27 protein-coding genes are annotated in these 25,487 nt (G+C 71.7%); 12 read left to right on the top strand and 15 right to left on the bottom strand.

The features are described from left to right. Positions 1-71: 71 nt before the first annotated feature. The 6 genes from AB0J76_RS07490 to AB0J76_RS07465 form a co-directional block, all read right to left on the bottom strand. Entirely contained in the window at positions 72-356 is a 285-nt protein-coding gene (locus AB0J76_RS07490; RefSeq protein WP_352324299.1) for a hypothetical protein, read from the bottom strand. Further along, the gene (locus tag AB0J76_RS07485; RefSeq protein ID WP_352324300.1) at positions 349-951 is read right to left on the bottom strand and encodes a sigma-70 family RNA polymerase sigma factor; all 603 of its coding nucleotides are present in this window, start codon (positions 949-951) and stop codon (positions 349-351) included. Before AB0J76_RS07485 ends, AB0J76_RS07490 begins: the two co-directional genes overlap by 8 nt. Before the next feature lie 145 nt (positions 952-1,096). After that, positions 1,097-1,555: a hypothetical protein gene (locus tag AB0J76_RS07480; RefSeq protein ID WP_352324302.1), complete on the bottom strand. Its 459-nt coding sequence runs from the start codon at positions 1,553-1,555 to the stop codon at positions 1,097-1,099. 234 nt (positions 1,556-1,789) lie between these two features. Next, on the bottom strand, positions 1,790-1,942 hold the full coding sequence (locus tag AB0J76_RS07475) for a hypothetical protein (protein ID WP_352324303.1): 153 nt from the start codon (positions 1,940-1,942) through the stop codon (positions 1,790-1,792). A gap of 229 nt (positions 1,943-2,171) precedes the next feature. Then, complete coding sequence (locus AB0J76_RS07470) at positions 2,172-2,843, bottom strand: DUF4230 domain-containing protein (protein WP_352324304.1); 672 nt, start codon at positions 2,841-2,843, stop codon at positions 2,172-2,174. Positions 2,844-2,902: 59 nt separating this feature from the next. Next, positions 2,903-4,234 (bottom strand): hypothetical protein, encoded by a 1,332-nt coding sequence (locus AB0J76_RS07465; protein ID WP_352324305.1) that lies wholly within the window; start codon positions 4,232-4,234, stop codon positions 2,903-2,905. Positions 4,235-4,463: 229 nt separating this feature from the next. Between AB0J76_RS07465 and AB0J76_RS07460 the strand changes: the two genes are divergently transcribed. The 4 genes from AB0J76_RS07460 to AB0J76_RS07445 are packed head-to-tail and all read left to right on the top strand — an operon-like array spanning position 4,464 to position 8,042. Continuing rightward, complete coding sequence (locus tag AB0J76_RS07460; protein WP_352324306.1) at positions 4,464-5,015, top strand: MarR family transcriptional regulator; 552 nt, start codon at positions 4,464-4,466, stop codon at positions 5,013-5,015. Then, positions 4,999-5,937: a tetratricopeptide repeat protein gene (locus AB0J76_RS07455; protein ID WP_364389087.1), complete on the top strand. Its 939-nt coding sequence runs from the start codon at positions 4,999-5,001 to the stop codon at positions 5,935-5,937. The genes AB0J76_RS07460 and AB0J76_RS07455 overlap by 17 nt, the downstream gene beginning before the upstream one ends. A 9-nt stretch (positions 5,938-5,946) precedes the next feature. Beyond that, positions 5,947-6,576, top strand: a complete 630-nt coding sequence (locus AB0J76_RS07450) for a cytidylate kinase-like family protein (protein WP_352326155.1) — start codon at positions 5,947-5,949, stop codon at positions 6,574-6,576. Positions 6,577-6,632: 56 nt separating this feature from the next. Further along, the gene (locus AB0J76_RS07445; RefSeq protein WP_352326154.1) at positions 6,633-8,042 is read left to right on the top strand and encodes an NAD-dependent malic enzyme; all 1,410 of its coding nucleotides are present in this window, start codon (positions 6,633-6,635) and stop codon (positions 8,040-8,042) included. A gap of 262 nt (positions 8,043-8,304) precedes the next feature. Here the strand turns inward: AB0J76_RS07445 and AB0J76_RS07440 are convergent, their stop codons facing one another. The 6 genes from AB0J76_RS07440 to AB0J76_RS07415 all read right to left on the bottom strand — a co-directional run bounded on the left by AB0J76_RS07440 (position 8,305) and on the right by AB0J76_RS07415 (position 15,337). Next, positions 8,305-8,787 (bottom strand): hypothetical protein, encoded by a 483-nt coding sequence (locus AB0J76_RS07440; protein WP_352326153.1) that lies wholly within the window; start codon positions 8,785-8,787, stop codon positions 8,305-8,307. Between the two features lie 71 nt (positions 8,788-8,858). Continuing rightward, entirely contained in the window at positions 8,859-9,911 is a 1,053-nt protein-coding gene (locus tag AB0J76_RS07435; protein WP_352326152.1) for a glycosyltransferase family 4 protein, read from the bottom strand. Positions 9,912-10,103: 192 nt separating this feature from the next. Continuing rightward, positions 10,104-11,654, bottom strand: a complete 1,551-nt coding sequence (locus tag AB0J76_RS07430) for a glycerol-3-phosphate dehydrogenase/oxidase (RefSeq protein WP_352326150.1) — start codon at positions 11,652-11,654, stop codon at positions 10,104-10,106. Between the two features lie 14 nt (positions 11,655-11,668). Further along, on the bottom strand, positions 11,669-13,126 hold the full coding sequence (glpK, locus tag AB0J76_RS07425; protein ID WP_352326149.1) for a glycerol kinase GlpK: 1,458 nt from the start codon (positions 13,124-13,126) through the stop codon (positions 11,669-11,671). An 85-nt stretch (positions 13,127-13,211) separates the two neighbouring features. Continuing rightward, positions 13,212-13,964, bottom strand: coding sequence for an IclR family transcriptional regulator (locus AB0J76_RS07420; protein ID WP_352326147.1), 753 nt, complete (start codon positions 13,962-13,964; stop codon positions 13,212-13,214). Positions 13,965-13,984: 20 nt separating this feature from the next. Beyond that, positions 13,985-15,337 carry an MFS transporter gene (locus AB0J76_RS07415; RefSeq protein WP_352326145.1) on the bottom strand — a complete coding sequence of 451 codons (1,353 nt, stop codon included), beginning with the start codon at positions 15,335-15,337 and terminating at the stop codon, positions 13,985-13,987. A gap of 103 nt (positions 15,338-15,440) precedes the next feature. Between AB0J76_RS07415 and AB0J76_RS07410 the strand changes: the two genes are divergently transcribed. Then, the gene (locus AB0J76_RS07410; protein ID WP_352326144.1) at positions 15,441-16,061 is read left to right on the top strand and encodes a TetR/AcrR family transcriptional regulator; all 621 of its coding nucleotides are present in this window, start codon (positions 15,441-15,443) and stop codon (positions 16,059-16,061) included. Between the two features lie 81 nt (positions 16,062-16,142). On the opposite strand, the gene AB0J76_RS07405 is transcribed toward AB0J76_RS07410, so the two are convergent. Next, positions 16,143-16,667, bottom strand: coding sequence for a hypothetical protein (locus tag AB0J76_RS07405; RefSeq protein ID WP_352326143.1), 525 nt, complete (start codon positions 16,665-16,667; stop codon positions 16,143-16,145). A 119-nt stretch (positions 16,668-16,786) separates the two neighbouring features. Here AB0J76_RS07405 and AB0J76_RS07400 point away from each other — a divergent pair, with 119 nt between their 5' ends. Beyond that, a complete protein-coding gene (locus tag AB0J76_RS07400; RefSeq protein ID WP_352326141.1) occupies positions 16,787-17,365 on the top strand; it encodes a YqgE/AlgH family protein in 579 nt (192 codons plus the stop codon). On the opposite strand, the gene AB0J76_RS07395 is transcribed toward AB0J76_RS07400, so the two are convergent. Next, the gene (locus tag AB0J76_RS07395; protein WP_352326140.1) at positions 17,362-17,991 is read right to left on the bottom strand and encodes a TetR family transcriptional regulator; all 630 of its coding nucleotides are present in this window, start codon (positions 17,989-17,991) and stop codon (positions 17,362-17,364) included. The two genes, AB0J76_RS07400 and AB0J76_RS07395, sit on opposite strands and share 4 nt — an antisense overlap. Before the next feature lie 147 nt (positions 17,992-18,138). Between AB0J76_RS07395 and AB0J76_RS07390 the strand changes: the two genes are divergently transcribed. Further along, entirely contained in the window at positions 18,139-19,737 is a 1,599-nt protein-coding gene (locus AB0J76_RS07390) for an MFS transporter (RefSeq protein ID WP_352326139.1), read from the top strand. Positions 19,738-19,833: 96 nt separating this feature from the next. Here the strand turns inward: AB0J76_RS07390 and AB0J76_RS07385 are convergent, their stop codons facing one another. Then, positions 19,834-21,240 carry a cellulase family glycosylhydrolase gene (locus AB0J76_RS07385; RefSeq protein WP_352326137.1) on the bottom strand — a complete coding sequence of 469 codons (1,407 nt, stop codon included), beginning with the start codon at positions 21,238-21,240 and terminating at the stop codon, positions 19,834-19,836. 68 nt (positions 21,241-21,308) lie between these two features. Between AB0J76_RS07385 and AB0J76_RS07380 the strand changes: the two genes are divergently transcribed. The 5 genes from AB0J76_RS07380 (at position 21,309) to AB0J76_RS07360 (ending at position 25,480) form a co-directional block, all read left to right on the top strand. Further along, entirely contained in the window at positions 21,309-21,794 is a 486-nt protein-coding gene (locus AB0J76_RS07380) for a hypothetical protein (RefSeq protein WP_352326136.1), read from the top strand. Next, positions 21,791-22,051, top strand: a complete 261-nt coding sequence (locus tag AB0J76_RS07375; RefSeq protein ID WP_352326135.1) for a DUF3039 domain-containing protein — start codon at positions 21,791-21,793, stop codon at positions 22,049-22,051. Before AB0J76_RS07380 ends, AB0J76_RS07375 begins: the two co-directional genes overlap by 4 nt. 78 nt (positions 22,052-22,129) lie before the next feature. After that, positions 22,130-23,098 (top strand): M43 family zinc metalloprotease, encoded by a 969-nt coding sequence (locus tag AB0J76_RS07370; protein ID WP_364389081.1) that lies wholly within the window; start codon positions 22,130-22,132, stop codon positions 23,096-23,098. A gap of 24 nt (positions 23,099-23,122) precedes the next feature. Continuing rightward, positions 23,123-24,511, top strand: coding sequence for an MFS transporter (locus tag AB0J76_RS07365; protein ID WP_352327695.1), 1,389 nt, complete (start codon positions 23,123-23,125; stop codon positions 24,509-24,511). A gap of 90 nt (positions 24,512-24,601) precedes the next feature. Next, the gene (locus tag AB0J76_RS07360; protein ID WP_352327696.1) at positions 24,602-25,480 is read left to right on the top strand and encodes a hypothetical protein; all 879 of its coding nucleotides are present in this window, start codon (positions 24,602-24,604) and stop codon (positions 25,478-25,480) included. Positions 25,481-25,487: the final 7 nt, after the last annotated feature.

Genomic DNA, 25,487 nt, shown 5'->3' with positions numbered 1-25,487 from the left:
GGCCCACCCGGTCGTTGTCGTCGGGTGGGCCTGTCCGCCGCCCCTGCGGCCGGTCGCCGGTCAGGGCGCGGTCAATGGGCCGCGCCCTTGCCCGTGTGCCGCCCGCCCGCCGGGACCAGCTCGCACACGCCGTCGGTGCACTGGCGCTGCATGCGTCCCATGGAGACGAGCTGCACCAGCGCCATCACCCAGCACGCCGGGCAGCCGCGCAGGGCGATCGCGCCGGGGACGGCGAGCACCAGGCTGACCGGCCCGGTCCACGGGATCAGCGCGACCGAGGCGATCAGCGCGCCGAAGCCCAGCGCGCCGCGGGCCAGGTGACGGGGCAGTGACGTCCCCGCGGTGGGCTCAGTCATGGACGGCTCCTTGGGACAGCAGGCCGTGCACGGTCGCACGGGCGCGATGCAGGCGGGACTTCATCGCCGGGACGCTCAGCCCGAGGGCGTCGGCGACCATGCGGCCGCTCAGCCCCTGCACGTCCCGCATGATGAGCACCCGCCGCTGGTCGGCGGGGAGTGCCGCGATGGCCTCGGCCACCCGCGCGGCCTCCAGCCGTTCGAACATCTCCTCCTCGGCCGACCGCACGGCGGCCGAGGAGGGCGCGGGCGGCCCGGGACGCAGCATCAGGCGGGCCCGCCTGATGCATTCGTTGCGGATGATCCGGAACATCCACGAGGCCAGCGCTCCGGACGCGCGCAGGGTGCCGATCTTGCGGTACAGGACGATCAGCGCCTCCTGGGCGGCGTCCTCGGCGTCCTCCGGCGTGGCGCACAGCGTGTGGGCGAAGCGCCGCACGTGCGGGTGGGCGCCCGACACCAGCGCGGCGATCGAGTCGGCGTCGCCGGCCCGGGCCGCGTCGATCAGCTGCTCGTCCGACCAGGCGCGCCCGCCGCCGGCCGGCGCCGGGGCGCCGGGCGCGGCGGCCGTGCCGAGGCGCTGCGGGTCAGCCACGTTCCTTGCTCCTTCGCCGCAGTACGACGACGCACGTGCAGATCAGTACGGCCGCAGCGCCGGCCGCGATGGCGATCACCATGATGGGCTCCCATTGTCTCGTTCCGTTGTACGGACATGAGAGGCGCCGACCCCCGAAAAGGATTCAGGAGGCGCGGGTGAAGTCGGCTGTCCAGTTCGTCTCCCAGGTCGTCCCGCCGTCGGGGGAGAAGCGCTGCTCCCAGCGGCACGACTCGGCGGTGATGTCCGACCAGACGTAGGCGACCTTGATCGGCCTGCCGTCGTACACGTCGTCGCAGGTGAACAGGCCGACTCCGGTGTCGTCGAAGCGGCCCACGACGGGCGGCAGGGACATGCCGGTGGCGCTGCCGGCCCAGTAGAGCGACCACGTGCCGGCCGCCTTGTCGTACAGGCGCAAGGTCACCCCGGCGGAGCCCTCGCCGGGGAAGGTGACCTCGTCGATGTTGCCCGCGCCGTCCAGGACGCTCCAGCACCTGGTGCGGCCGGTGAACTCGTACCATTCGTCGCTGCCGGCCAGCGCCTTGCGCAGCCGCCGCTGCCGTGAGGTCCAGGTGCCGACGAAGAAGTCGAAGCTGTTGTCCATGCCCGGACGGTATGCGCCGATCACTGACATCCTCCGTCAGTGTCCTGTTCACGCCGTACGAGCCCCCGCGACGTACGGCGTGAACGCGCGAAACCCCGGTCCGACCAGGAACGGGACCGGGGTGTCGGTGACGCTGCGCGCGGGCCGGCCAGGAATCCGGCACCGGCGCGCCCCCCTAAGGGGGCATCTCAGCCCGGCCGCGAGGGAGGCTGCGGCCGGGCTGCTTGTGGACGGTCATGAAGCCAGGAACTTGGCGAAGACCGAGCGGTGGCGACGCTCGGAACGCTGTCCCTTCAGCGCCTCCCGTACGCGCCGCTGCTCGGCGGCGGCCCGACGGAGTTCGGCGGCGTGGTGCTGCATGACGGAGTACTCGAGTTCGGCGTTCATCCGATGCTCCTGCTGTTCGTGTTCCTTGTTCCCTGCACTCTTAAGACTCCTCCTAAGGCCCCTCCCGCCACATCGGGCGGATGTCCTATCTGCCGGGGTTCGGGCAGGTAGGGAGGTACTTAGGCAGCCGTGCCCATGGACTAAGGACGTCCCGGCATACCTAGGCGGGAACGCGGACGGGCCGCTCCACCTCGGGTGGGGCGGCCCGCAGGCAGGGTAAGGACGCCCGTCAGGGCTCGTCGGTGAACTTCACGGTCACCTTGGCGAACCCGAGCGACTTGAGCATGCCGGTGAGCATCGACCTGGTGTTGGCGTCGGCCCGCGCCCGCAGGTCGCTGGCCACCGCCGCCTCGGTGATCTTCTTCTCCGCCAGCAGGTAGAGCTCACGCTGGTCGCCCGGGGAGCCCGACAGGAAGTCCTGGACGCGGTCGAGCAGGCCGCGCTGCTGGGCGAACACGTACGAGCGGCTGTTGTCCAGGTTGGGTTTCTCCAGCTGGGCGCGCGGCAGGCGGACGGTGGCCTCGGTGCGCTCCTTGTTCACGGTCACCGCGCCCGCCCCCATGGCCGAGAAGTCGACGTAGGCGTCGACGCCGCCCGCGCCCACGAACAGCGTGCGGGTGCCCTTGACCGCGTCGGGCAGGAATTTGGCGTCCTTCTCCAGGTCGACGACGACCTGGAAGGTGCCCGTGGCCGCCTCGAACCGGCTGAGGTCCTTGATGGACTGCAGCAGCACCGGCTGGCTGCGGTCGACGGTCTGCTCTCCGAACGGGTTGAGCCAGGTCCAGGCCAGCCGGCCGCCCACCACGAGCAGGACCGCCAGGACGAGGAACCCGGCCGCATATCGCCACCTGCGCCGCCGCCGGGGAGCCAGGTCCGGCGGCGTCGTCTGGGAAGTCGTCATGGGGCATGACTACCCGCTCGGCGATCATCAGTGCCAGCCGCGGGGTGACATCTTCGTCCTCAGCTGGTGGTGCCCGCCGTGCCGGGGTCGGGATAGACCGGGTAGACGTGGCTGCTCTCGGGCGTGGCGCCGGTGGGGGGCGTGATGACGGCGGTGGGGGCCGGACCGCCGCCGAAGTGCGTGCTGGACAGGCGGCACGCCTGGAAGTCGCTGTAGAACATGCGCAGCCACTCCCTGCGCTGGTGCTCGTCGAGACCGGAGAACCAGGACGCGGCGTACTGGTGCTCGGGCAGCGGGCCGCCGGGCAGCGGCTCGCCGCGCAGCCAGGCCATCACGATCTCCCGGTAGCCGTCGGCCGGCGTGCCGGGGCAGCGGGCGGCCAGCGCGTCGATGTACTCGTAGGCCGCCTCCTCGGCGAACCCCGCCGACAGGTCGGGCACGTGGATCGGCGCCAGGCCGTTGGAGGGCTTCAGCGGCTCGTCCAGCGGCCGCTGCTCCACCCGCGTGAACGCGGCCGGCGTGCCGGCCAGGCGCGAGGCGATCTGCGTGAACACCGCGCCCAGCTCGGTCTGCCCGGCCCGCATCCCGGGGTGCAGGCAGACTGTGATCGGCCACTCCTGGCAGGCGTAGGCGATGTCCTCGGCCGCGGCCGGCTTGGGATGGGCCAGCATCCGCGACACGCCCATGCCCGCCGCCAGCACGGCCAGCAGCGCGCACGCCAGCACCAGGGCCTGCCTGGTCACCAGCGCCGCCCAGCCGAGCAGCAGCGCGCAGGTGATGCCGAGCAGCCAGATCGTCTGGTCGAAGAACGGCGCCCCGCCCAGCCCCTGGAACAGGTCGTACGGCTCGCCCGTGCCCGGCACCAGCCGGTCGGCCAGCCCCCGGTCGTCGGCCAGCCAGGAGAAGGCGACGTAGCAGGCCAGCCCCGTGATCGGCGGCGTGAGCGCCTTGGGCACGACCCAGCCGGCCACCCACCCGATCACCGCGTAGAGCGCCAGGCCCGCCATGCCCATGCCCAGGCCGGACAGGCTGAGCCGCCCCGCCTGGTCGGTGAGCACGGTCTTGACCGCCAGCACCAGCACCGTCGCGCCGAACGAGCCCAGCACCACCACCACGATCGCCAGCGGCGCCTTGAGCGCCCGCCACGTCGTGAGCGACCGCCCGCGCAGGGCGCGCCGCTTGCGCAACGCCACCCACGCGGCGAACGCGGCCGCCACCGGCCCGGTCATCCGCAACGAGCCGATGACCGCGGCCAGGATGTTCTCCCACGCGTCGACGCCGGGTATCAGGACGTTCCACGCCGCGACCAGGCCGAGAGCGAGCAGCACCGCCACTGTCACGGCCGCGCTGTGCTTCAGCTCCTCGCGTGTAACGCCCGCGTGCTCACGCACCCTGTATCCCGTTGATGTTCACCAAGCACCCCCCGTGCCCTCGGCAAAGCGGAAGAATGCCAGCCCAGACCCGTCCCCACGGCAGATGGACTTGGCTTCCGCGTCACCTTACGTGAGAGAACCATAACGGAGCGTGATGATTGACGGTCGGATTCTTGGTCAAGCGGTGAAGCCTGTCGCTCCAGGTAGCCCGACGAAACCGGGACGAGAGGCACGCTACCGTAGCGCTGTGTCCCAGCCGAAGCCGCTCAATCTGCCGTTCGATCCCATCGACCGCGCCGCGGAGAGCTGGCGTGCCCGCTTCGGGCCTTCCTCCGCGATGGCCGCGGTCACCTCGATCATGAGAGCGCAGCAGATCCTGCTGTCGCAGCTCGACTCCCTGCTGAAGCCCCACGACCTCACCTTCGCCCGCTACGAGGCCCTGGTCCTGCTGACCTTCAGCCACACCGGCTCGCTGCCGCTGTGGAAGATCGGCGAACGACTCATGGTCCACCCCACCAGCGTCACGAACACGGTGGACAGGCTGGAGAAGTCCGGGTTCGTTCGCCGCCTGCCCAACCCCCGCGACGGCCGCGGCGTGCTGGCCGAGATCACCGGCAAGGGCAGGGACGTCGTGCGCCGGGCCACCGACGACCTGATGGCCGCCGAGTTCGGCCTCACGATGTACGCCGAGGACGAACTCCGCCAGATCTTCGACCAGCTCCGCACGCTGAGGGTGGCGGCGGGTGACTTCGCGGGCCCGTCCATGCGGCAAGATGAGGAGCATGGCGGACTTCTCTAGGCCCGGGTCGCTCTACGGAGCTGTGGACTTGGGCGCGCGCAAACAGGCACTGGAGGCCCAGGCCCGGCGGGAGGCCGCCGGTCCCCAGGGGGCCACCTCGGCCTCGGTCGTCGACGTGACCGAGGAGACGTTCACGACGGACGTCATCGACCGGTCGATGACCGTGCCGGTGGTGCTCGACCTGTGGTCGCCGAGGGCGCCCGGCAGCGCCCAGCTCAGCCCGGTGCTGGAGAAGGTGATCGGCGACCTGGGCGGCCGGGCCGTGCTGGCCAAGGTCAACGTCGATGCCAGCCCCCAGATCGCGCAGGCGCTGCGGGTGCAGGCCGTGCCGACCGTGCTGGCCATCTTCCAGGGGCAGGCCGTCACCGGCTTCCAGCAGGTGCTGCCCGAGCAGGAGGTGCGCCGCTGGCTCGACGAGCTGATGGGCGCGGTCGAGCAGTTCTACCAGGCCAACCCCGACGCCCGGCCGCCGGCGGCCGAGGAGGGGCCGCAGGCGCCCGAGGGGCCGCCCGCCGACCCCGACCTGGTGGCGGCCGAGCAGGCCATCGACGCCGGCGACCTCGACGCGGCCGAGGCGGCCTACCAGCGGCTGCTGGCCCGCGTCCCCGGCGACGAGGACGCCAAGATGGGGCTGGCGGGCGTCGGCCTGATCAAGCGCACCTCCGCGGCCGACCCGGCCGACGTGCAGCGGCGCGCCCAGGACCCGTCCGACATCGAGGCGCAGTTGCTGGCCGCCGACCTGGAGATGCTCTCCGGCGCGGTCGACGAGGCGTTCGAGCGCGTGGTGGCCGTGGTCAAGCGCACGTCGGGCGACGACCGCGACCGGGCCAGGAAGCACTTGCTCGGGCTTTTCGACGCGTTGCCGTCGGACGACCCATCTTTGGCGAAAGCGCGTAGAGCATTGGCGAGCGCCCTGTTCTAACCTGGGGGTATGCGGGTCGTCACGATCTCCGCGGCCTACGGCACGGCCGGCAGCCACATCGGCCCGGCCGTCGCCGAACGGCTCGGCGTGCCCTTCGTCGACCGTGCCATCCCCAGCGCCGTGGCCAAGGAGCTCGGCTGCACGCTGGAGGAGGCGCTGGCCCACGACGACCGCGCCGAACACGGCCTCGGCTGGTTGTTGTCGGGCGCCATCCGGCTGCCCACGGTCACCTTCGGCGGCGTGGACATGTACGTCCCCGGCGCGATGCCGCTGCCGCCCGAGGAGTTCGTCCGGCGCACCGAGCGCATGATGAAGGAGACGGCCCTGGCCCGGGGAGGCGTCTTCCTGGGCCGTGCCGGCGCCCTGGTGCTGGCCGACCATCCCGGCGCCCTGCACGTCAGGCTCGACGCGCCGCTGCAGCGCCGGGTCCGCCAGACGGCCACGCTGAGCGGCACGAGCGAGCGGGAGGCGCGGGCCGTCGTCGAGGACAACGACCGGGCCAGGACGGCCTACGTCCGCCACTTCTACCGGGCGGATCCGGGTGATCCGTGCCACTATCACCTTGTGCTCGACAGCACGACGATTCCCGTCCCCGCGTGTGTCGATCTCATCGTCACCGCAGCGACGGCACTGGGTTGACCTGATGCCCCCTATCCTTGGATGACTTCTTGGTCAGTCCCGAAGGAGCGATTGACGTGGCGACCGTCCCGAGTGTGTCGTACTCCATAACCGTGCGTCTCGAGGTGCCCGCAGGCGGCAAGGCCGTGAGCCAGCTCACCCACGCCGTAGAGTCGGCCGGCGGCGTGGTGACCGCCCTCGACGTCACCAACGCGGGCCACGAGAAGCTCCGCATCGACGTCACCTGCGCCGCGCGTGACACCGACCACGCGCAGGCCATCGTCGACCAGCTGGAGGCGGTCGAGGGCGTCGTCATCCACAAGGTCTCCGACCGCACGTTCCTCATGCACCTCGGCGGCAAGATCGAGATGAAGTCGAAGGTGCCGCTGCGCAACCGCGACGAGCTGTCCATGGCCTACACCCCGGGCGTGGCGCGCGTGTCGATGGCCATCGCCAGGAACAAGGAGGACGCGCGGCGCCTGACGATCAAGCGTAACTCGGTGGCCGTGGTCACCGACGGGTCGGCGGTGCTGGGGCTGGGCAACATCGGGCCGGAGGCCGCGCTGCCGGTCATGGAGGGCAAGGCGGCCCTGTTCAAGCGGTTCGCGGGCATCGACGCCTGGCCGATCTGCCTCGACACCCAGGACGTCGACGAGATCGTCCGCACGGTGCAGCTGATCGCGCCCGGGTTCGGCGGCATCAACCTGGAGGACATCGGCGCGCCGCGCTGCTTCGAGGTCGAGCGCCGGCTGCGCGAGCTGCTGGACATCCCGGTCTTCCACGACGACCAGCACGGCACGGCGATCTGCGTGCTGGCGGCGCTGACCAACGCGCTGCGCGTGGTGAACAAGTCCATCGAGAACGTCAGGATCACGATGGCCGGCGCCGGCGCGGCCGGGAACGCGGTGCTGCGGCTGCTGCTGGCCGCCGGCGCCCGCAACGTGGTCGTCTGCGACTACCTGGGCGCCGTGCACAAGGGCCGCGACGATCTCGACGACTCGCTGCGCTGGATCGCCGAGCACACCAACGCCGACGGCTACGCGGGCGACCTGCGCGGCGCGGTCAAGGACGCCGACGTGTTCGTGGGCGTGTCCGCGCCCGGCATCCTGACCGGCGACGACATCGCGACGATGGCCAAGGACTCCGTGGTGTTCGCGCTGGCCAACCCCGAGCCCGAGGTCTCGCCCGACGACGCGCGCGAGCACGCCGCCGTGGTGGCGACCGGCCGCTCCGACTACCCCAACCAGATCAACAACGTGCTGGCCTTCCCCGGCGTGTTCCGCGGGCTGCTCGACGCGCAGGCCGGCGGGGTGACGCAGGAGATGCTGCTGGCCGCGGCGGGCGCGCTGGCGGCCGTGGTGACCCCGGAGGAGCTGGGCCCCAACTACATCGTGCCGAGCGTCTTCCACCCCGACGTGGCGACGGCGGTGGCCGCCGCGGTCCGCGAGAGCGCCGGCGGCCGGGCCCGCGGTTTCACCGAGGCGTGATGGCGCGGGGGCCGCTCCAGACAGGCTCGGCCCCCGCACCCAGGCGGCCCACAGAGCGCACCGTCACGGCGGCGCGCCGGTGAAGGGTCAGCGGGCACGCCCTGGAAGGCCACCAGCCGGAGTACGGCGGGTGGCCTGACCACGCGAAGCCGTAAAGACGGAAAAAGGCTCACGGCCGTGAGGACAGAAGGCTCGTGGGTGTGAGGACGGAACGCTCGCGGCCGTGAGGACGGAAGGCTCGAAGTCGTGAGGGCGGGGATGGCTACCGGGTGACGGCGGGGATGAGGCGGTAGCTTTCCTGGAAGACCAGGTTGTGGGCGTCGGCGGCGGCGATGGCGCGCAGGGTGGTGAGCTGGCCGGCCGCGTCCGAGTGGTCGAAGACGTTCAGCGGCCAGTCCCCGACCGTGTTGCCGCGCAGGTGCGGGTGGTGGAAGTCGGCGCCGTAGTGGGCCACGATCGCGATCGGCAGGATGTCCTTGTCGCGCTGCTCCGGCCAGGTGAGCGACCACATGGCGTTGAGCCCGCCCTCCTGAGACCTGGTGAGCCCGCTGGCCACCACCTGCCCCGTGCCGAGGAGCAGGTCGGCGTTGAACTCGTCCAGCGTCGCCCGCGCCACCGGGTCGAGCAGCTCGACCGCCGTGGCGAACAGGCGTTCCTTGTCCTCCCGCGCGGTGACGCCGCCGTGGACGCCGTCGCGCAGGTCGGTGAAATGCCTGATCAGAGCCTCGTTCATGGCAGTGCGCATGCCTACCCCCTTCCCCCGGGACGGGGGCGACACCCCGTGCGGCGGCGATCCGCCGCACGGGGACGCGCGGGTCAGGCGGCGAACGGCGCCGGACGCCGGTCGCGGATGCTCAGTTCGTAGATCTTCTCGTAGCCCATGGCCATGCCGAGCGCGTCGAAGTTGCGCTTGACGTGCATGCGGCAGTCGGCCGGGTTCAGGCCGCCCGCGGCTTCGACCGCCTCGGCCAGGTCGGCGGGGTCGTCGCAGACGTAGCCGGTGATGCCGTCGACGAGGACCTCGCCCACGGCGCCGCCGCGCAGCGCGACCACCGGGGTGCCGCTCGCCATGGCCTCGATCATGACCATGCCGAACGCCTCCTCCCGGCGGCTGGGGAAGAGCAGGCAGTGGGCGTCGGCCAGCAGCTCGCGCTTGCGCGGTCCGTCGGCCTCGCCGACATAGACGGCGTCGTCGCCGAGCCGGGGGCGGATGTGGCGGTCGAAGTACTCCCGCTCGGACGGCTCGGTCAGCCGGCCGGCCAGCACGATGCGCCGGCCGGCCCGCCGGGCGGCGTCGATGGCCAGGTGGGCGCCCTTGTCCGGGCTGAACCGGCCGAGGAAGAGCGCGTAGTCCTCCTTGCGCTCGCGGAAGGGGAAGCTCTTCAGGTCCACGCCGTTGTGCACGGTGCCCAGCCAGTTGAGGTCGGGGGCCTGCATGCGCTGGAACGTCGAGGTGGACACCAGGCTGACGGAGTCGCCGAGCCGGCGGTAGCGCTCGGCCTGCTCGCCCGAGGCCGGGCCGTGGACGGTCGTCACCGTCGGGATCCGGGGGTTCAGGGCGGTCACCGAGCCCGCCGGGGAGTGGTCGTGGACGACGTCCACGTCCAGGTCCTCCGGCCGGACGTCGGGGACCGCCGCCCCAGGGGCGGGTTCGTCCAATGGGTGGGAGGGCGGCTGGGTGTAGGCGGCCAGGACGTGGGGGGAAGTGCCCGACCGGCCCGCGCCGATCAGGGTGACCTGGTGGCCCAGTCTGAGCAGGGCCCGCGCGAGGTCGTCCATCATGACCTTGACACCGCCGTACGAGCGGGGCGGGTTCTCGAACCTCGGGGGAGCCACCATCGCGATGTGCAGCCGGGACTTGGTGGACATGACGTCACCTCCATGGGGGCGGCAGAAGAGGGTTCGGCCGGTAGGCGCTCCGACGCCGTCGGTGTGGCCCGGGGGGCCGCGGCGACAGATGCGACATCTCGGATTCCCCGTACCGGCCGCTTCGAACCTGTGATCTGCGGTGACGTTCGTCGCAGCCGCGGCGGCGGGGTGCCGCCGCGGCCCGGTTGACGATCAGGCGAGGAGCTGCTCGATGCGGGTGCGGACGTCGGGCGTGTCGAGGCCGCGCACGGTGAGCGTGGTACGGCGGCGCACGACGTCGTCGACGGTGGCCGCCCACTCGTGGTCGCGGGCGTAGACGGCCTGGGCCCAGATGTCGGGCCCGTCGGGGTGGATGCGCTCGCCGAGCGAGGGGTCGTCGCGGATGAGCCGGGCCACGTCGAAGGCGATCGTGCCGTAGTGGGTGGCCAGGTTGCGGGCGACCAGCGGGTCCATGCGGGCGCCCGGCTCGCGTTCGGTCCACAGGCGCATGGCGACGGCGTCCGGGCTGGCCAGTCCGGGCAGCGGCACGGCGGGCAGGATGTCGGCCAGGTCGTCGCCGAGCGGCCGGCCCGGCAGGCGGGAGAGGGTCTCCAGGACGTGCCTGCCGATGTGCCGGTAGGTGGTCCACTTGCCGCCCGCGACCGACAACATGCCGCCCGCGCCCCTGGTCACCACGGTCTCCCGCTTGGCGGCCGACACCTGCCCGGGGCCGCCGGGCAGCACGCGCAGCCCGGCGAAGGCGTAGGTGATGTCCTCGCGGCGGAGCTGGCAGTCGCGTACGGCGTGGCCGGCCTCGTCGAGGATCTGGGCGATGTCGGCGTCGGTGGCGCGCACGTCGGCAGGGTCGCCCTCGTAGGCCTCGTCGGTGGTGCCGAGCAGCAGGTGGTCCTCCCACGGGATGGCGAAGGAGACCCGGTACTTGTCGATCGGCGTGGTGAGCGCGGCCTTCCACGGGTCGTGGCGGCGCATGACCAGGTGGGCGCCCTTGGAGAGCCTGATGCTCGGCGCGGCGTGCGGGTCCTCCATCCGGCGCAGGTGGTCCACCCACGGGCCGGTGGCGTTGAGGACGAGCCGGGCGTCCACCCCGAACTCGGTGCCGTCGAGGCGGTCGCGCAGCTCGGCCCCGGTCACGTTGGCGCCCGATTTGCGCAGTCCGACGACCTCGGCGTGGTTGAGCACGACCGCCCCCGCGTCGACGGCCGCGCGCACGGTCATGACGGCCACGCGGCTGTCGTTCATCTGGTGGTCGCCGTAGACGGCGGCGGCGCGCAGGCCCTCGCTGCGCAGCGCGGGGACGCGGGTCATGGCCTGGTGCGGCGTGATGACCTTGCCCATGCCGTCGCCGAACACCGACAGCGCGGAGTACAGGAAGACGCCGGCGCCGAGCTTGGCCGCGCCGTGCGGGCCGCCCTTGTAGATCGGCACCAGGAAGCTGAGCGGTTTGACCAGGTGGGGCGCGATGTCGGCGGCCAGGGCGCGGCGTTCGCGGTGGTTCTCGGCGACCAGCTTGACGTTGCCGGTCTGCAGGTAGCGCAGGCCGCCGTGGACCAGCTTGGAGGACGCGCTGGAGGTGGCCCCGGCGAAGTCGCCCGCCTCGACCATCGCCACCCGCAGCCCGGCCTGCGCGGCCATCCAGGTGACGGAGGTGCCGAGGATGCCGCCGCCGATCACCAGCAGGTCGTACGTGGCGCGCGAGAGCTCGTGCCGGACCTCGGCCCGGTCGGCGCCGATGGCGATGTTCATGACGTGCTCCAGTCCTACTGTTCGACCCAGTCGAGGGTGCGGGCCACGGCCTTCTTCCAATTGCGGTACTCCCGCGCGCGGACCTGTTCGTCGATCTCCGGCCGCCACTCCGACGCCTTGTGCCAGTTGGCGCGCAGGCTGTCGAGGTCGGGCCAGTAGCCGGTGGCCAGGCCGGCGGCGTACGCGGCGCCGAGCGCGGTGGTCTCGGCGACCATCGGCCTGATCACGGGGACGGCCAGCACGTCGGCCAGCGTCTGCATGAGCAGGTTGTCGGCGGTCATGCCGCCGTCGGCGCGCAGCGTGGTCAGGTCGAGGCCGGAGTCGGCGTTCATCGCGTCGACGACCTCGCGGGTCTGCCAGGCGGTGGCCTCCAGGACGGCCCGCGCGATGTGGCCTTTGGTGACGAACCCGGTCAGCCCGGCGATCACGCCGCGGGCGTCGGAACGCCAGTGGGGCGCGAACAGCCCCGAGAAGGCCGGGACGAAGTAGCAGCCGCCGTTGTCGTCGACGGTCTTGGCCAGCGTCTCGATCTCGGCGGCGCTGGAGATCAGGCCCAGGTTGTCGCGCAGCCACTGCACCAGCGAGCCGGTGACGGCGATCGCGCCTTCCAGGGCGTACGTGGCCGGGCCGTCGCCGATCTGGTAGCCGACGGTGGTCAGCAGGCCGTGCCGGGAGACGACGGGCTCCTGGCCGGTGTTCATCAGCAGGAAGCTGCCCGAGCCGTAGGTGCTCTTGGTCTCGCCGGGCTCGAAGCAGGTCTGGCCGAACAGCGCGGCCTGCTGGTCGCCGAGCGCGGAGGCCACCGGCACGCCGGCCGCGGTGTGGCCGTAGACCTCGGCGGACGGGCGGATCTCCGGCAGCATCGCGCGCGGCACGCCGAGGGCGGCGAGCAGGTCGTCGTCCCAGCTCAGTGTGTGGATGTTCATCAGCATCGTGCGGCTGGCGTTGGTCACGTCGGTCAGGTGGCGGCCGGTCAGGTTCCACAGCAGCCAGCTGTCCATCGTGCCGAACAGCACCTCGCCGCGCTCGGCCCGCTCGCGCAGGCCGTACGCGTCGAGCAGCCAGCGGATCTTCGGCCCGGAGAAGTACGTGGTCAGCGGCAGGCCGGCCTTCTCCTTGAACAGCCCCTCGTGCTCGGCGAGCGCGCGGGTGAGCGCGTCGGTCCTGGTGTCCTGCCACACGACCGCGGGGCAGACGGGACGCCCGGTCTCCCGGTCCCACAGGACGGTGGTCTCCCGCTGGTTGGTGATGCCCAGCGCGGCGATGTCGAGCCCCTCGGTGGCCTCGGCCATGACGGTCCGGACCGACTGCCAGATCTCCTCGGCGTCGTGCTCGACCCAGCCGGGCTTGGGGAAGATCTGGCGGTGCTCGCGCTGGGCGACGGTGACGATGTTGCCGGCCTGGTCGAAGACGATGCACCGGCTGGACGTGGTGCCCTGGTCGATGGCGGCGATGTAGTGCGGTCGAGGCACGAGGTTCCTCGCTTGGGAGTCGGGGTTCGACATTGTCGAACGATGTGAGCGATGTTACGTGTTCGCCCCGGTGTTGTTCAACCGGTCATCTGGCCAGATCGCGGGTGATCGCGCGGGCGGCGTCGCGGACGTAGGAGACGTACTCCATGGTCAGGGCGCCGTCGGCGGTCAGCCGTTCGACCGCGCCGCGGATGCCGATGGCGCCCACCACGAGGCCGCGCGGGTCCTTGATCGGGGCGGCGATGGCGACCTCGCCCTCGGTGAGCTCCTCCATCTCGGCCGCCCACCCCCTGGCCCGGACCTGCTCCAGCTCCTCCTCCAGCTTGGCGGCGTCGACCAGCGTGCGGTCGGTGTAGGCCGGCAGCGGCGGGGCCGCGAGCGACTCGCCGTACGGGTCGTAGGCGAGCAGCACCTTGCCGAGCGCGCTGGCGTGCGTCGGCAGGTAGGTGCCGACCTGGAGGGTCTGCATGCTGTCGTCGGGGCGGAACACGTGGTGGATCACCAGCACGTGCCCCTCGTGCAGGGTGCCGATCCAGGCGCTCTCCCTGCTCCGCCCGGCCAGGGCGTCGGCCCAGTTGATCGAGCGGGTGCGCAGCTCGTTGACGTCGAGGTAGCTGCTGCCCAGGTGGAGCAGCGTGGCCCCGAGCCGGTACTTGCCGGTGGCGGCGTCCTGCTCGACGAAGCCGACCCGGACCAGCGTGCGCAGGATGCCGTGGAGCGTGCCCTTGGGCAGGCCCAGCGCCCTGGCCAGCTCTGCCACGCCGAGCTGGCGGGGGCCGGATGCGAGCAGCCGCAGGATCGCGGCCGCCCGTTCCACCGATTGAATCGTCTCTCCCACGGCGGCCACCCTAGCGCAGATCAGTTCGACATTGCCGAACGCTTGCGGGAAATCAGCACTCCGCCGACCGTCAGTGCGGCGTTGACGAGCACCGCCACGATCACGCCCTGGAGCACGGTGCCCATCGCGGCCGTGGCCACGGCGCTCATGACGGGGATGCCCATGGTGATGCCGACCTGCTGCGTCATCGTCGCCAGGCCGGTGGCCAGGCCCTGCTCGGAGTCCGGCAGGCCGGACGTGGCCGTCACCATGAACCCGACGATCGCCACCATGTTCCCGATCCCGCCCGCGAACGTGGCCGCCAGCAGCAGCCAGATCCAGCCGGGCCCGGCGCCGAGCAGCGCCAGCGACGCCGTCGCGACGGCCTGGAGCCCGAACCCGGCCGCCAGCGCCCGGCCCCTGCCGAGCCGGCCGAGGACCCGGGGCGCGAGCACGCCGCCGAGCACGGTGCCGAGCCCCAGCACCCCGAACGCCAGCCCGGTCGCCAGGGCCGAGTAGCCGAGCACCTTCTGCAGGTAGAGGGTCATGAGGAAGACGAGGGACGTCTCGGTGGCGAAGGCGATCAGCCCGGCCAGGTTGCCCCACGTGACGTTGGGCCTGGCCAGGATCGAGACGGGCACCAGGGGCGCGGCGGCGCGGCGCTCGACGTACCAGAAGGCGACGAGCAGGGCGCCGCCGACGGCCAGCGCGCCGAGGCCGAGGGCGTCGGCGAAGCCGTGCTCGCCGGCCCTGGTCAGGCCGAAGACCAGCGCGAGCAGGCCGGCGGTCACGGTCACCGCGCCGGGCAGGTCCATCCTGGGCCGCTCGGCGGGACGGCTCTCCTTCAGCACCACGGGCGCGGCGACGACCACGGCCAGCGCTACGGGCACGTTGACGAAGAACGCCCACCGCCAGCTCAGCAGCTCGGTCAGCAGCCCGCCCAGGATCGCGCCCGAGGTGAACCCGGCCGACATCAGCGCGCCGTTCAGGCCGAGCGCCCTGGCCCGCAGCGGCCCCTCGGGGAACGACGTGGTGAGCAGCGCGAGCCCGGCGGGCGTGACGACGGCCGTGGCCAGGCCCTGGACGACCCGGGCGACCAGCAGCATGCCGGGTGAGACGGCCAGGCCGCCGGCCAGCGAGGAGACGCCGAGCAGCACCATGCCGGCCAGGAACAGCCGGCGCCGCCCGAACAGGTCGGCGATCCTGCCGAACAGCAACGTGAACCCGGCGGCGGCCAGCGCGAACGCCGTGGCCACCCACTGGAGGTCGGACAGCGCGAAGCCGAGACCTGAACCGATCACCGGCAGCGCCACGTTCAGAATGGAGAAGTCCACGGCGAGCATGAACTGGGACCCCAGCAGGAGCACCAGAACCAGCCGCTGCGCGGACGTCATGCGATCGGATCGGGGCCGATCGGCGAGCACGGTCATGCCATCCCCCTAATGGGACACTAGTTCCGTTAAGATGCGGCACGACGATAGCACGAGAGGGGCATTAATGGAACAAGAGTCCCGTTTGGCGGGGACTGTGCGGCCAGGGGGCCGCACCGCGCGCGTGCGCGCGGCCGTGCTGGAGGCCACTCAGGACGAGCTGGTCGAGCACGGTTTCCATGGGCTGACCATGGACCAGGTGGCGGCCAGGGCCGGCGTGGGCAAGACCACGGTCTACCGGCGCTGGGGCAGCAGGGCCGGGCTGGTGACGGACCTGATGACCGAGCTGGCCGAGCAGTCGTCACCGCACGCCGACACGGGATCCATCGAGGGCGACCTGCTGGCCAACGCCGTGGCCGTCGTGGGCGCGGTCACCGACCACCGGCTCGGGGCCACGTTCCAGGCGGTGATCGCGGCGGGCACCTCCGACGCGCAGGCCGTCCAGGCGTTGCGGGCGTTCTACCTGCGGCGCATCGAGGAGTGGGCCAAGGTCGTCGACCTCGCGGTGAAACGGGGTGAGCTGCCCGAGGGCACCGACGGCATGGAGGTGATCCGGGCGATCTCCGCGCCGCTCTACTACCGCCTGCTGGTCACCAAGGAACCGGTGGACCTGGCGGTCGCCCGCGACGCGGCGCTGCGCACGCTGGCCGCGGCGCGGGCCGGCGCGTTCGTCGCGCGGGAGGCCTGACGCGGCACGACGGGGCCTCCCGCGCGGGCGGGGTCACGGGCGAGGTCACGGGCGGGGTCACGGGCGGGGTCACGGGCGGGGTCACAGCGGGCCGTCGGGCACCGAACGGGGCCAGACGGAGCCGTACCACCACATGATCCCGCCCATCACCACGAGCCCGGCCGCCGTGGCCAGCTTGCCCCACAGGTCGGACGGCGGCCCGGTGTACGGCAGCCGGCTGTGCCGCCGCTCCCGCCCCCAGGTGCAGTCGTTGCGCACCCGGGTGGAGTCGATCAGCGTGTCGGGATGGGTGTCGGTGACCGAGAACGCCTCGATCTCGCGGGTGGTGCCCCGGTCGATGCGGACCGTCCTGACCACCTGCTTGCGGGCCGGGATCGAGCCGGTCGCCACGCTCCTCGCGTCCACCCGCAGGTCGAACCGGGCGAGCTGGGGCGTCTGGTTGCGCAGCGTGACCCGTACGGACCCCGAACCGCACGCGAGCCGGTCGGTCGTCATCGTGAACGGATCACCCCGGTCCGGCAGTGGCCACGCCTGCGCGGACGACGGAAGCAGCAGGGCCGCGCCCACGGGAAGGGCGGCCAGGACGAGGCGTGTACCGATGCGCATGTGCTCCTCCCGAGCCCCGCAAGCGTGATCTTTGCCACAGATCGTGCCCATAAGTGCACAGAAAGTAACATGGCCGAGCCGGAGGAGCGGAAGCCCGTCACACCCATCATGATGGAGGTATGGCGGAAGCGATCTACGTCGGCGGTTTGTTGGTGGCGACGCCGCTTCTTGACGACCCCAACTTCCGGCGTAGCGTCGTGCTCATCCTGGAACACGACCACGACGGCGGCACGCTCGGCGTGGTGCTCAACCGGCCGAGCGACATCTCCGTCACACAGGTGCTGCCGGTCTGGGACCCGCTGGTGACCGGGCCGCCGGTGCTGTTCGAGGGCGGCCCCGTGCAGACCGACAGCGCCCTCGCCCTCGCGGCGGTCCCGAGCGGGGAGGAGCCGCTCGGCTGGCGCAGGCTGCACGCGGGCACCCCGGCCGTCTCCCGCCTGGGCACGGTCGACCTCGACGCGCCCCCCGAGATCCTCCAGGGCGAGATCGCGCAGATGCGGATCTTCGCCGGGTACGCCGGCTGGACCTCCGGCCAGCTGGAGAGCGAGATCGCCGAGGGCGCCTGGTACGTCGTCGACTCCGAGGCCGGCGACACCTTCCACGGCGACCCCGGCTCGCTCTGGCGGCACGTGCTGCGCCGCCAGCCGGGCGAGCTGGCCTTCGTGGCGACCTGCCCCGACGACCCCACGATGAACTAGGCCGCCGGGCGGGTGTCCCAGCCCGGCCGCAGCGACGCCTCGGCCAGCGCGACCGCCTCGGAGATGCGCGAGACGATCTCCGGCATGGTGGTCTCCCTGCGGGGGCACTCGAAGCCGATGCGCATGGTGGACATCGCGAACGCCACGATCAGGTACGTCAGCTGATCGTCCTCGGGGGCGACGCCCCTGCGGGCGGCGACGGCCTCGGCCAGCCGCATCTCCGTGACGGCGCCCCGGGCCACCGACTGTCCCACCAGATGTGGATATTTATCGAATAGTTGCCGCAGCTTCAGGAACCTCTCGGTGTCCTCCGGCGTTGACCCCTGCATGTCGTCCACCATGGCCCGCAGGCCGTGCATGAGCGACGTGAACGGGGGCTCGTCCGCGGGACGAGCGGCGAACTCCTCCAGCAGGATCTCCTCGCCGTGGTCGTGGAACCACAGCACGAGATGGTCCTTGCTGGTGAAGTAGCGGAAGAAGGTGCGGGGAGAGACTTCGACGACCCCCGCTATCTGCTCGATCGTGGTGGACTCGTATCCTTGTTCGAGGAACAGGTCGAGCGCCGCGTCGAGGAGCGCGAGGCGCGTCTTCTCCTTCTTGCGTTCCCGTAGACCCACAGCGGACACCCCTTCGCCACCTTTCTGTCACAGTGTGCCAGAAGTCATGCAGCGTCTTTTTAAAATCGTTTGTCATAAGTCATCGCCTGACATACCCTACCTGAGGCTTACGAGACCTATGCCGCAGTTGAGCGGTATGTGACTGAGGGGGACCTTATGGCTAACGCGAAGGCGGTCGTCGAACCGTCGTCGCCCGGCCTCGGTAAGACGGGGACAGGTGGCGGAAACCCGTGGCTGGTGCTGCTGGCGGTCAGCCTCGGCGTCATCATGGTGATGCTGGACGGCACGGTGGTGGGCATCGCCAACCCCGTCATCCAGGTGGAGTTGAAGGCGTCGCTGTCCGACCTGCAGTGGGTGACCAGCGGTTACCTGCTCGCGCTGGCGGTGTTCCTGATCACGGCGGGCAAGCTCGGCGACCTGTTCGGGCACAAGCGCGTCTTCCTGATCGGCGTGACCGGCTTCGCTCTGTCCTCGGTCGGCATCGGTCTCAGCCAGGAACTGGCCGACATCGTTCCCGGCATTTCGCCGGTCGGCGCGCTGATCGGCCTTCGGGTGCTGCAGGGCCTCTTCGGCGCGCTGCTCCAGCCGGCCGCCCTGGCCCTGCTGCGCGGCGCCTTCCCCGGTGAGAAGCTGAACCAGGCCATGGGGGCCTGGGGTGCGATCATCGGCCTGTCCAGCGCCGCCGGCCCGATCGTGGGCGGCGTGCTGGTGGAGAAGGTGAGCTGGGAGTCGGTCTTCTTCATCAACGCCCCGGTGGGCATCGTCGCGCTGATCATGGGCATCTTCCTGATCAAGGAGAACCGCGTCCAGACGTTCGCCAGGATCGACTGGCTCGGCGTGCTGCTGCTGTCCGGCGCGATGTTCTCGCTGGTCTGGACGATCATCAAGGCCCCCGAGTGGGGCTGGGGCGACTCGACGACGCTGACCTTCATCGGCGCGTTCGTGGTGCTCATCGCCGGGTTCATCTTCTGGCAGAGCAGGGCCAAGCAGCCGCTCGTGCCGCTGTCGCTGTTCAAGAACGCCTCGATCTCGATCGGCACCCTGCTGATGATGATGGTCGCGTTCGCCATGTTCGGCGCGATGTTCTTCCTGGGCTTCTTCTTCCAGGGCGTGCACGGCCTGACCCCGCTGGAGGCCGGTCTGCGCATGTTGCCGATGAGCGCGGGCATGATCGTGGCCTCGCCGCTGGCCGGCATGGCGATCGGCAAGCTCGGGCCGAAGATCACGATGGCCGCCGGTCTGCTGATCACCGCGTGCTCGATGTTCCTCATGTCGCGTCTCAGCATCGACGCCTCGTTCATCGAGAGCGGCCTGCCGTTCGTGCTGCTGGCCTTCGGTCTCTCGCCGGTGTTCGTCGGCGCGACCGAGATCATCGTGGGCAACGCGCCGGTCGAGCTGAGCGGCGTCGCGGGTGGCGTGCAGCAGTCGGCCATGCAGGTCGGCGGCGCGCTCGGCACCGCGATCCTGGGCGCCGTGATGGCCGGCGAGATCGCCGACACCCTGCCCGGCTACCTCGGCCCGGCGGCGCAGGCGATCCCGCCCGCGCAGCTCCCGCTGCTGGAGAAGGCCGCCGCGTTCGGCGCGGCGCCTCCCGGGCTGCCGCAGGTGGTCACCGACGCCGTGCACCACTCGTTCATGGACGGCATGCACCTCGCCTTCCTGGTCAGCACCGGTGTCGCGGTGCTGACGGCCCTGCTGACGCTGTTCGTCAAGGCCGGGCGGAAGAGCGAGGGCGCGCCGGTCCACATGGGCTGACCGCGTCCCGCCGGAACGGCCCCCGCCCAAGCGTGGCGGGGGCCGTTCCGCTGTCCGGGCCCGCGTGTGCGGGGGTGACGAATTGTCCGGGCCCGGTCATGCGGGGGTGACGGTCAGGACGACGCGGCCCGAGGTCTTGGTGGTGACCGTCAGGATGCGCCGGGCGGCGTTCCAGGCGGCGGTGCCGCCGTCCACCCGGGCGCCGTTCGGGAAGCCGCGTTCGGGCAGGTAGATCTCGGTGGGGCCGGTCTCGTTGGCGTCGAAGGTCACCTGGAGGCGGTTCTCGCCGTACGTGACGCTGACCGGGACGCCGCCGATCGCCCTCGGGTACGCCCGGACGTACGCGCCCGGCAACGCGGTGGCCTTGCCCTTCACGTCGTACGGCCCCCACGCGTCGGCGTCCCGCGACCAGTAGGCCATGCCGGTGCCCACCTCGTCGCTCACCCCCTGGACCTTCCGCACCAGGTCGGACGCGCCGGGCCGGGTCATGTCCAGCCCGAACTCGCCCAGCAGGACGGGCGCCTTCATACGCTCGGCCGTCCGTGCGACGTTGTCGCGCCACCAGCCCAGCGTGCGGTCGGTCCACTCCTTGGAGCCCGCGGCGTAGTCGTCCCCGAGGTCCAGCGGCAGCGGGTAGACGTGCGGGGCGAAGGCGATGCGCGGCGGCCCGCCGCGCGGGTCGTCGAAGCGCGGCAGCGACGACGGCAGCCCCCAGTTGACGCCCACGGCCTGCGGCTCCAGGAAGATCCAGCTGTCCTGGTCGACCGCCCTGATCCGGTCGATGCTCTTGCGGTAGAGGGTGGCCAGGGGGCCGGTCTCGAACGCCGCGCCCTGGACCGAGCCGCCCCACGGCTCGTTCATCAGGTCGTACCCGAGGACGCCCGGCACGTCCTTGAAGCGGGCCGCGACCGCCGCCCACGCCCTGGCGTAGTGGTCCATCAGCTCGGGGTGCTCGCCGGTGGTGTTCCAGAAGTGGTCGAAGGCCCGGATGACGCCGGGCTCCAGGTAGTACATCTCCCAGGTGAAGTGGTCGGTGGCCACCGGCAGGCCGTCGGTGTGGGTGGCCCAGCCGGGCGCGCCGTTGCCGGCGACGCCGGTGGGGGTGATGCCGTTGCCCCACAGGTCCTGGTGCATGTCGAGCATGACCTGGTAGCCGCGGTCGGAGTACCACCGCACCCGCTCAGCCACCTTGTCCAGATATTTCGTGTCATAGGTGCCGGGGGAGGGCTCCACGGCCCGCCACTGGATGAGGAACCGCACGAAATTCGTGCCCATGTCCCGGTACTCGCGGTCGATGTCGTCCGGGGTCAGCTCGGGCAGGGCGTCGGGGGCGCCCTTGGCGCTGCCCGCCGTGTTGAAGCCGTGCAGGATCAGCGCCCGTCCCCGGTCGTCGGTGACATAGCGGGGCGTGGAGGGGGGAGCGTCCCTGGTCGCGGCGGCGACGGCGCCTCCGGCCAGCAGGACGAGCACGGCTGCCGTCGCGAGCAACCTGGCACGCTTCATCTGATCTCCGCGGATGCCGGGAAATGGGGTCTTCCATCAGAATCATGGACGCGGCTAGCCTGCCGAACATGAGCCTTGTTCGCAATAGCCTGCCGGCGATCGTCGCCTTCTCGATCGTCCTGGGGTTCGGTCTGTTCGGCTCGACCCTGGTCACGCGGGTCGGCTACCTGGCCGTGCCGTCCGCGGTCGGGGCCCCGTACGCGCTGCCGGGCCTGCGGGTCGTCCCCCTCGGCGAGACGACGTGGCTGCTCACGCTCGCCGACACGGTCCTGGCGCTCGCCCTGGTCGGCGCGGTCGCGGCCACGCGCGGCGGCTTCTGGCGCACCTGGGGCAGGTTCCTCGTCGCCGCGGTCGCGGTGAACCTGCTGCGCGCGGCGCTGCTCGCCACGGTCGCGCAGGCCGGGATCGGCGCCTATCTGGGCTATCTCGGCGGCGGCCTGGCCGTGGGGCTGATCTGGGGAATCGTGCTCGGCTGGCTTCCCGGGCTCGCCGCGCTGCCACGCCGGCGCGGAACGCGGGACCGCTCGCCGGCGGGCATAAACTCGATGGGGTGAGTACGAAGATCCTCCCAGAGCAGGAGACCACGCCGCGCACCTCGCACGGTGACGGCGACCACGAGCGCTTCGCCCACTACGCGGACAAGCACAAGATCACCGAGAGCATGGTGACGGGCACACCCATCCGCGCCCTGTGCGGCAAGATCTGGGTGCCCAGCCGGGACCCGAAGAAATACCCGGTCTGCCCGGAGTGCAAGGAGATCTACGAAGGTCTCCCGTCGGGTGGCGACGGGGGCGACGACAAGAAGCAGTGAGTGTTGCTGAAGCCCAATCCCCTCGGGTAAGGCTACGGTCGGTAATCTGACCAGCCCATAGCGTCACAGGGGGATTGCATGGCCCGGCGCGCGACCGCCGTCTCGTTGGCATGCCTGCTGGCGGCCGGGCTCGTCCCGCCGCCCCCGCTCGACGCCACGCCGACGTCGCGCTGCCCGTCGTCGGCCGCGCGCCTGACCGAGCGTCTGACCGGGCGCCCGGCCCTGGGCCTGACCGGGCGCCCGGCTCCTGGTCCGACACCTGGCCTGTCCCCGGGCGAGCCGAGGGCGACCGGCCCGCGCTCGCCGCTCCCCGAGGACGTCGCCAAGGTCATGGCCGAGCTGAAGGTCCGGCTGCGCGGGGTGACCGTGCCCGCGCGCATCACCGTGCCGACCCGGGTGGTCGTCCTCACCGACGGCCGCCGCAAGGTCTCCGAGCAGGCGGTCAAGGCCCAGATCGACGTGCTCAACGCCGCCTACGCCGGCCGCAACGGAGGCGTCGACACCGGCGTGCGCTTCAGGCTGGAGTCCGTGTCCGTCAAGGAGAACGCCGGCTGGTTCACCGACCCCGTCGGCGCCGAGAAGGACATGAAGACCCGCCTGCACCAGGGCGGCGCCCAGACGCTCAACCTCTACATCGCCCAGCTCAGCGAGCTCATGCTGGGCTTCGCCAGCTACCCCTACTGGTACGCCGGCGCCCCCGCCCTCGACGGCGTCGTGATCGACTGGCGCAGCCTGCCCGGCGGCCCGATGACCAACTACGACAAGGGCTACACCGGCGTCCACGAGATCGGCCACTGGCTCGGCCTGTTCCACACCTTCGAGAACGGCTGCGACGAACCCGGCGACGGCATCGCCGACACCGCCCCCGAGGCCCGCGCGACCGAAGGCTGCCCCGAGGGCAAGGACACCTGCCCCCACGCCGGTTCGGACCCGATGCGCAACTACATGGACTACACCCACGACCGCTGCATGTCGGAGTTCACCCGGGGCCAGGCCGACCGCATGCACGAGATGTGGACGGCCTACCGACGCAGCGCAGATGCGTAGTTTGAGGCCAATTACGATGTGCAGGTGACAGCACCGAAGGCAATTGACGCTCCCGACACCTCACCTCCGATCCTCGGCCCCCAGTACCGCACCGCCACCTTGGGGATCCTTCTGGTGGTCACCCTGATCGCCTTCGAGGGCATGTCGGTCGGCGTCGTCATGCCGGCGGTCTCGCAGGACCTCGACGCGCTCAACCTCTACGGCATCAGCTTCTCGGCCTTCCTCATCGCCAGCCTGTTCGCCAACGTGGTCGCCGGGCTCTGGTCGGACCGGCGCGGCTACCCGCTGCCGTTCCTCGTCGGGGTGGTGCTGTTCGTCGCCGGGATGGCGCTGGCCGGCGCGGCCGGCGCCAAGGAGCTGTTCCTGGTGGCGCGGGCCGTCCAGGGGCTGGGGGCCGGTTGCTCGATCGTGGCGCTGTACGTGATGATCGCGCGGGTCTACCCGGCGGTCGTGCGGCCCAAGGTCTTCGCGGCGCTGTCGGCCGCCTGGGTCGTGCCCTCGATGGTCGGGCCGGCCGTGGCGGGGGCCGTCGCGAAGGAGTGGGGCTGGCGTTTCGTCTTCTACGGGATCATCCCGCTGGTGGTGCCCGCGCTGGTGATGCTCGTCCCCGCGCTCCGGATGGCCTCGCCGGGGGAGGCCGACGAGAGCCCGCGCGGGCCGCGTTCGCAGCCGCTGGCGATGACGCTGGCCGCCACCTCCGCCGCGGGCGGCGCGGGCGTGCTGCTGTGGGGCGTGGACGAGCTGCACAAGCAGCCGGTGATCGGCACGGCCGCCACGCTCGGCGGGCTGTGCTTCCTCGTCTACGGCCTCTACCGGCTGCTGCCGCCGGGCGCGCTGCGGTTCGGCCGCGGGCTGCCCACGACTGTGCTGCTGCGCGGGTTCTTCTCGGCCGCCTTCTTCGGGGTGAACTCCTTCATCCCGCTGGTGCTCACGTCGGTCAAGCTCTTCGACGCCAGGGCCGCCGGGATCGCGCTGACCACGGGCGCGCTCGGCTGGTCGGCGGGCTCGTTCCTGCAGAGCAGGCGGACCGCCGAGCCGCACCGGCGGATCAGGCTCGGGGCGGTGTGCGTCACGGCCGGGATCGTGATCGCGCTGTTCGCGGCGCTGCCCGCGGTGAGCGGCTGGATCGCGGTGCCGGCCTGGATCGCGGCCGGGTTCGGCATGGGCCTCGGCATGACCACGGTCAGCGTCACCGCGCTCAGGCAGTCGCCGGTCAGCGAGCAGGGCGCCAACTCCGCCGCGCTGTCGGTCACCGACATGCTGGGCTCGGCCCTGACCGTCGGCCTGGGCGGCGCGGTGATCAACTTCATCGGGCACGGCTCCGGGCAGATCGCCACCGGGTTCGTGGTGATCTCGGTCCTCATGGCGCTCATCGGGCTGGCCGCCACGTTCCTGGCCGCCCGCACCCGCTGATCGTGTGATTCTGCCCCTCCCGCCACAACGATCACGGATCGCCAGATCTTCGTCCCGAGGAGTGATAGGACAACGGGACGAGGAGGTGTCATGGAGGATGATCACCGGGTCTGGCCCCCCGCTTCCGGGCCCCGGCACCGCCGCACTCCTCCCCAGGACGCGGACTTCCCGGACGACCCCGACAGCGACGACGACCTCGACGACGGCAGCGCCGACGACGAGGAGGCCCCCTGGCCGCCGCGCCGGGGGCGCGACCCGTACGAGCGGCCGGCGTGGAACCCGCGGATCCGCAGGACCGTCCCGCCCGTCCCGCCGGCCGCCGACCCGCTGCCGCCCTCGGCCCGCCGCCACGCCACCCCCTCCGAGCCGCTGCCGCCCTCGGCCCGCCTCTACGGCACCCCCGCCGACCCCGGGCCGCTGGAGCAGGCGCCGCGGCGCGGACGGCGTCCGGCGGGCGTCCTGGTCGCCCTGGTGGCGGCGGCGGGGCTGGTCGCCGGGGTGAGCGCGGTGGCGTCCCGGCTCGGCGCGCCGCCGCCGGCGCCCGACCGGCTGAGCGACGCCGTGGCCGGCGTGACGCTGCGGCTGCCGCCCGGCTGGAGCGCCGGGACGGTCCCGCCCGTCACCGGCTTCACCTCGGTCGCCAGGGACGGCAACGGCGCGCTGGTCATGGCCAGGCGGGTCGCCGAGCCCGTGCCGAACGCCAGGAAGGCCGCGGGGGAGGCCGCCGAGCTGTACTCCAGGCTGCTGCTCAAGGGCGACAAGGTCACGGTCGTCGACGACCGCGACATCCCGCAGGGACACACCCGTGCCCTGCGCGCCGAGTACCAGGACGTCGTCAACCGGCCCGCGTTCCTGCGCGTGATGCTTCTCACTCGCGCGGGCCGCGCCGTGCTGCTCGTCGGCCTGCTCCAGCCCGAGGCGGCCACCGGCAGACAGGCGCTCGACGCGGTGATGACGAGCTTCAGATAAGCCACAT

It is taken from the genome of Nonomuraea sp. NPDC049624, assembly GCF_040675255.1.
In the GTDB taxonomy this organism is placed as follows: domain Bacteria; phylum Actinomycetota; class Actinomycetes; order Streptosporangiales; family Streptosporangiaceae; genus Nonomuraea.
The sequence above is the reverse complement of the archived record's forward strand: the minus strand, read 5'-3'. Positions and strand labels throughout refer to the sequence as shown.

What these genes read in the sequence shown, in the direction of transcription:
- AB0J76_RS07490 (WP_352324299.1), bottom strand. Translation starts at nt 356, where the DNA reads ATGACTGAGCCCACCGCGGGGACGTCACTGCCCCGTCACCTGGCCCGC.
- AB0J76_RS07480 (WP_352324302.1), bottom strand. Translation starts at nt 1,555, where the DNA reads ATGGACAACAGCTTCGACTTCTTCGTCGGCACCTGGACCTCACGGCAG.
- AB0J76_RS07475 (WP_352324303.1), bottom strand. Translation starts at nt 1,942, where the DNA reads ATGAACGCCGAACTCGAGTACTCCGTCATGCAGCACCACGCCGCCGAA.
- AB0J76_RS07470 (WP_352324304.1), bottom strand. Translation starts at nt 2,843, where the DNA reads ATGACGACTTCCCAGACGACGCCGCCGGACCTGGCTCCCCGGCGGCGG.
- AB0J76_RS07455 (WP_364389087.1), top strand. Translation starts at nt 4,999, where the DNA reads ATGGCGGACTTCTCTAGGCCCGGGTCGCTCTACGGAGCTGTGGACTTG.
- AB0J76_RS07450 (WP_352326155.1), top strand. Translation starts at nt 5,947, where the DNA reads ATGCGGGTCGTCACGATCTCCGCGGCCTACGGCACGGCCGGCAGCCAC.
- AB0J76_RS07440 (WP_352326153.1), bottom strand. Translation starts at nt 8,787, where the DNA reads ATGCGCACTGCCATGAACGAGGCTCTGATCAGGCATTTCACCGACCTG.
- AB0J76_RS07435 (WP_352326152.1), bottom strand. Translation starts at nt 9,911, where the DNA reads ATGTCCACCAAGTCCCGGCTGCACATCGCGATGGTGGCTCCCCCGAGG.
- AB0J76_RS07430 (WP_352326150.1), bottom strand. Translation starts at nt 11,654, where the DNA reads ATGAACATCGCCATCGGCGCCGACCGGGCCGAGGTCCGGCACGAGCTC.
- AB0J76_RS07415 (WP_352326145.1), bottom strand. Translation starts at nt 15,337, where the DNA reads ATGACGTCCGCGCAGCGGCTGGTTCTGGTGCTCCTGCTGGGGTCCCAG.
- AB0J76_RS07410 (WP_352326144.1), top strand. Translation starts at nt 15,441, where the DNA reads ATGGAACAAGAGTCCCGTTTGGCGGGGACTGTGCGGCCAGGGGGCCGC.
- AB0J76_RS07405 (WP_352326143.1), bottom strand. Translation starts at nt 16,667, where the DNA reads ATGCGCATCGGTACACGCCTCGTCCTGGCCGCCCTTCCCGTGGGCGCG.
- AB0J76_RS07400 (WP_352326141.1), top strand. Translation starts at nt 16,787, where the DNA reads ATGGCGGAAGCGATCTACGTCGGCGGTTTGTTGGTGGCGACGCCGCTT.
- AB0J76_RS07390 (WP_352326139.1), top strand. Translation starts at nt 18,139, where the DNA reads ATGGCTAACGCGAAGGCGGTCGTCGAACCGTCGTCGCCCGGCCTCGGT.
- AB0J76_RS07385 (WP_352326137.1), bottom strand. Translation starts at nt 21,240, where the DNA reads ATGAAGCGTGCCAGGTTGCTCGCGACGGCAGCCGTGCTCGTCCTGCTG.
- AB0J76_RS07380 (WP_352326136.1), top strand. Translation starts at nt 21,309, where the DNA reads ATGAGCCTTGTTCGCAATAGCCTGCCGGCGATCGTCGCCTTCTCGATC.
- AB0J76_RS07370 (WP_364389081.1), top strand. Translation starts at nt 22,130, where the DNA reads ATGGCCCGGCGCGCGACCGCCGTCTCGTTGGCATGCCTGCTGGCGGCC.
- AB0J76_RS07360 (WP_352327696.1), top strand. Translation starts at nt 24,602, where the DNA reads ATGGAGGATGATCACCGGGTCTGGCCCCCCGCTTCCGGGCCCCGGCAC.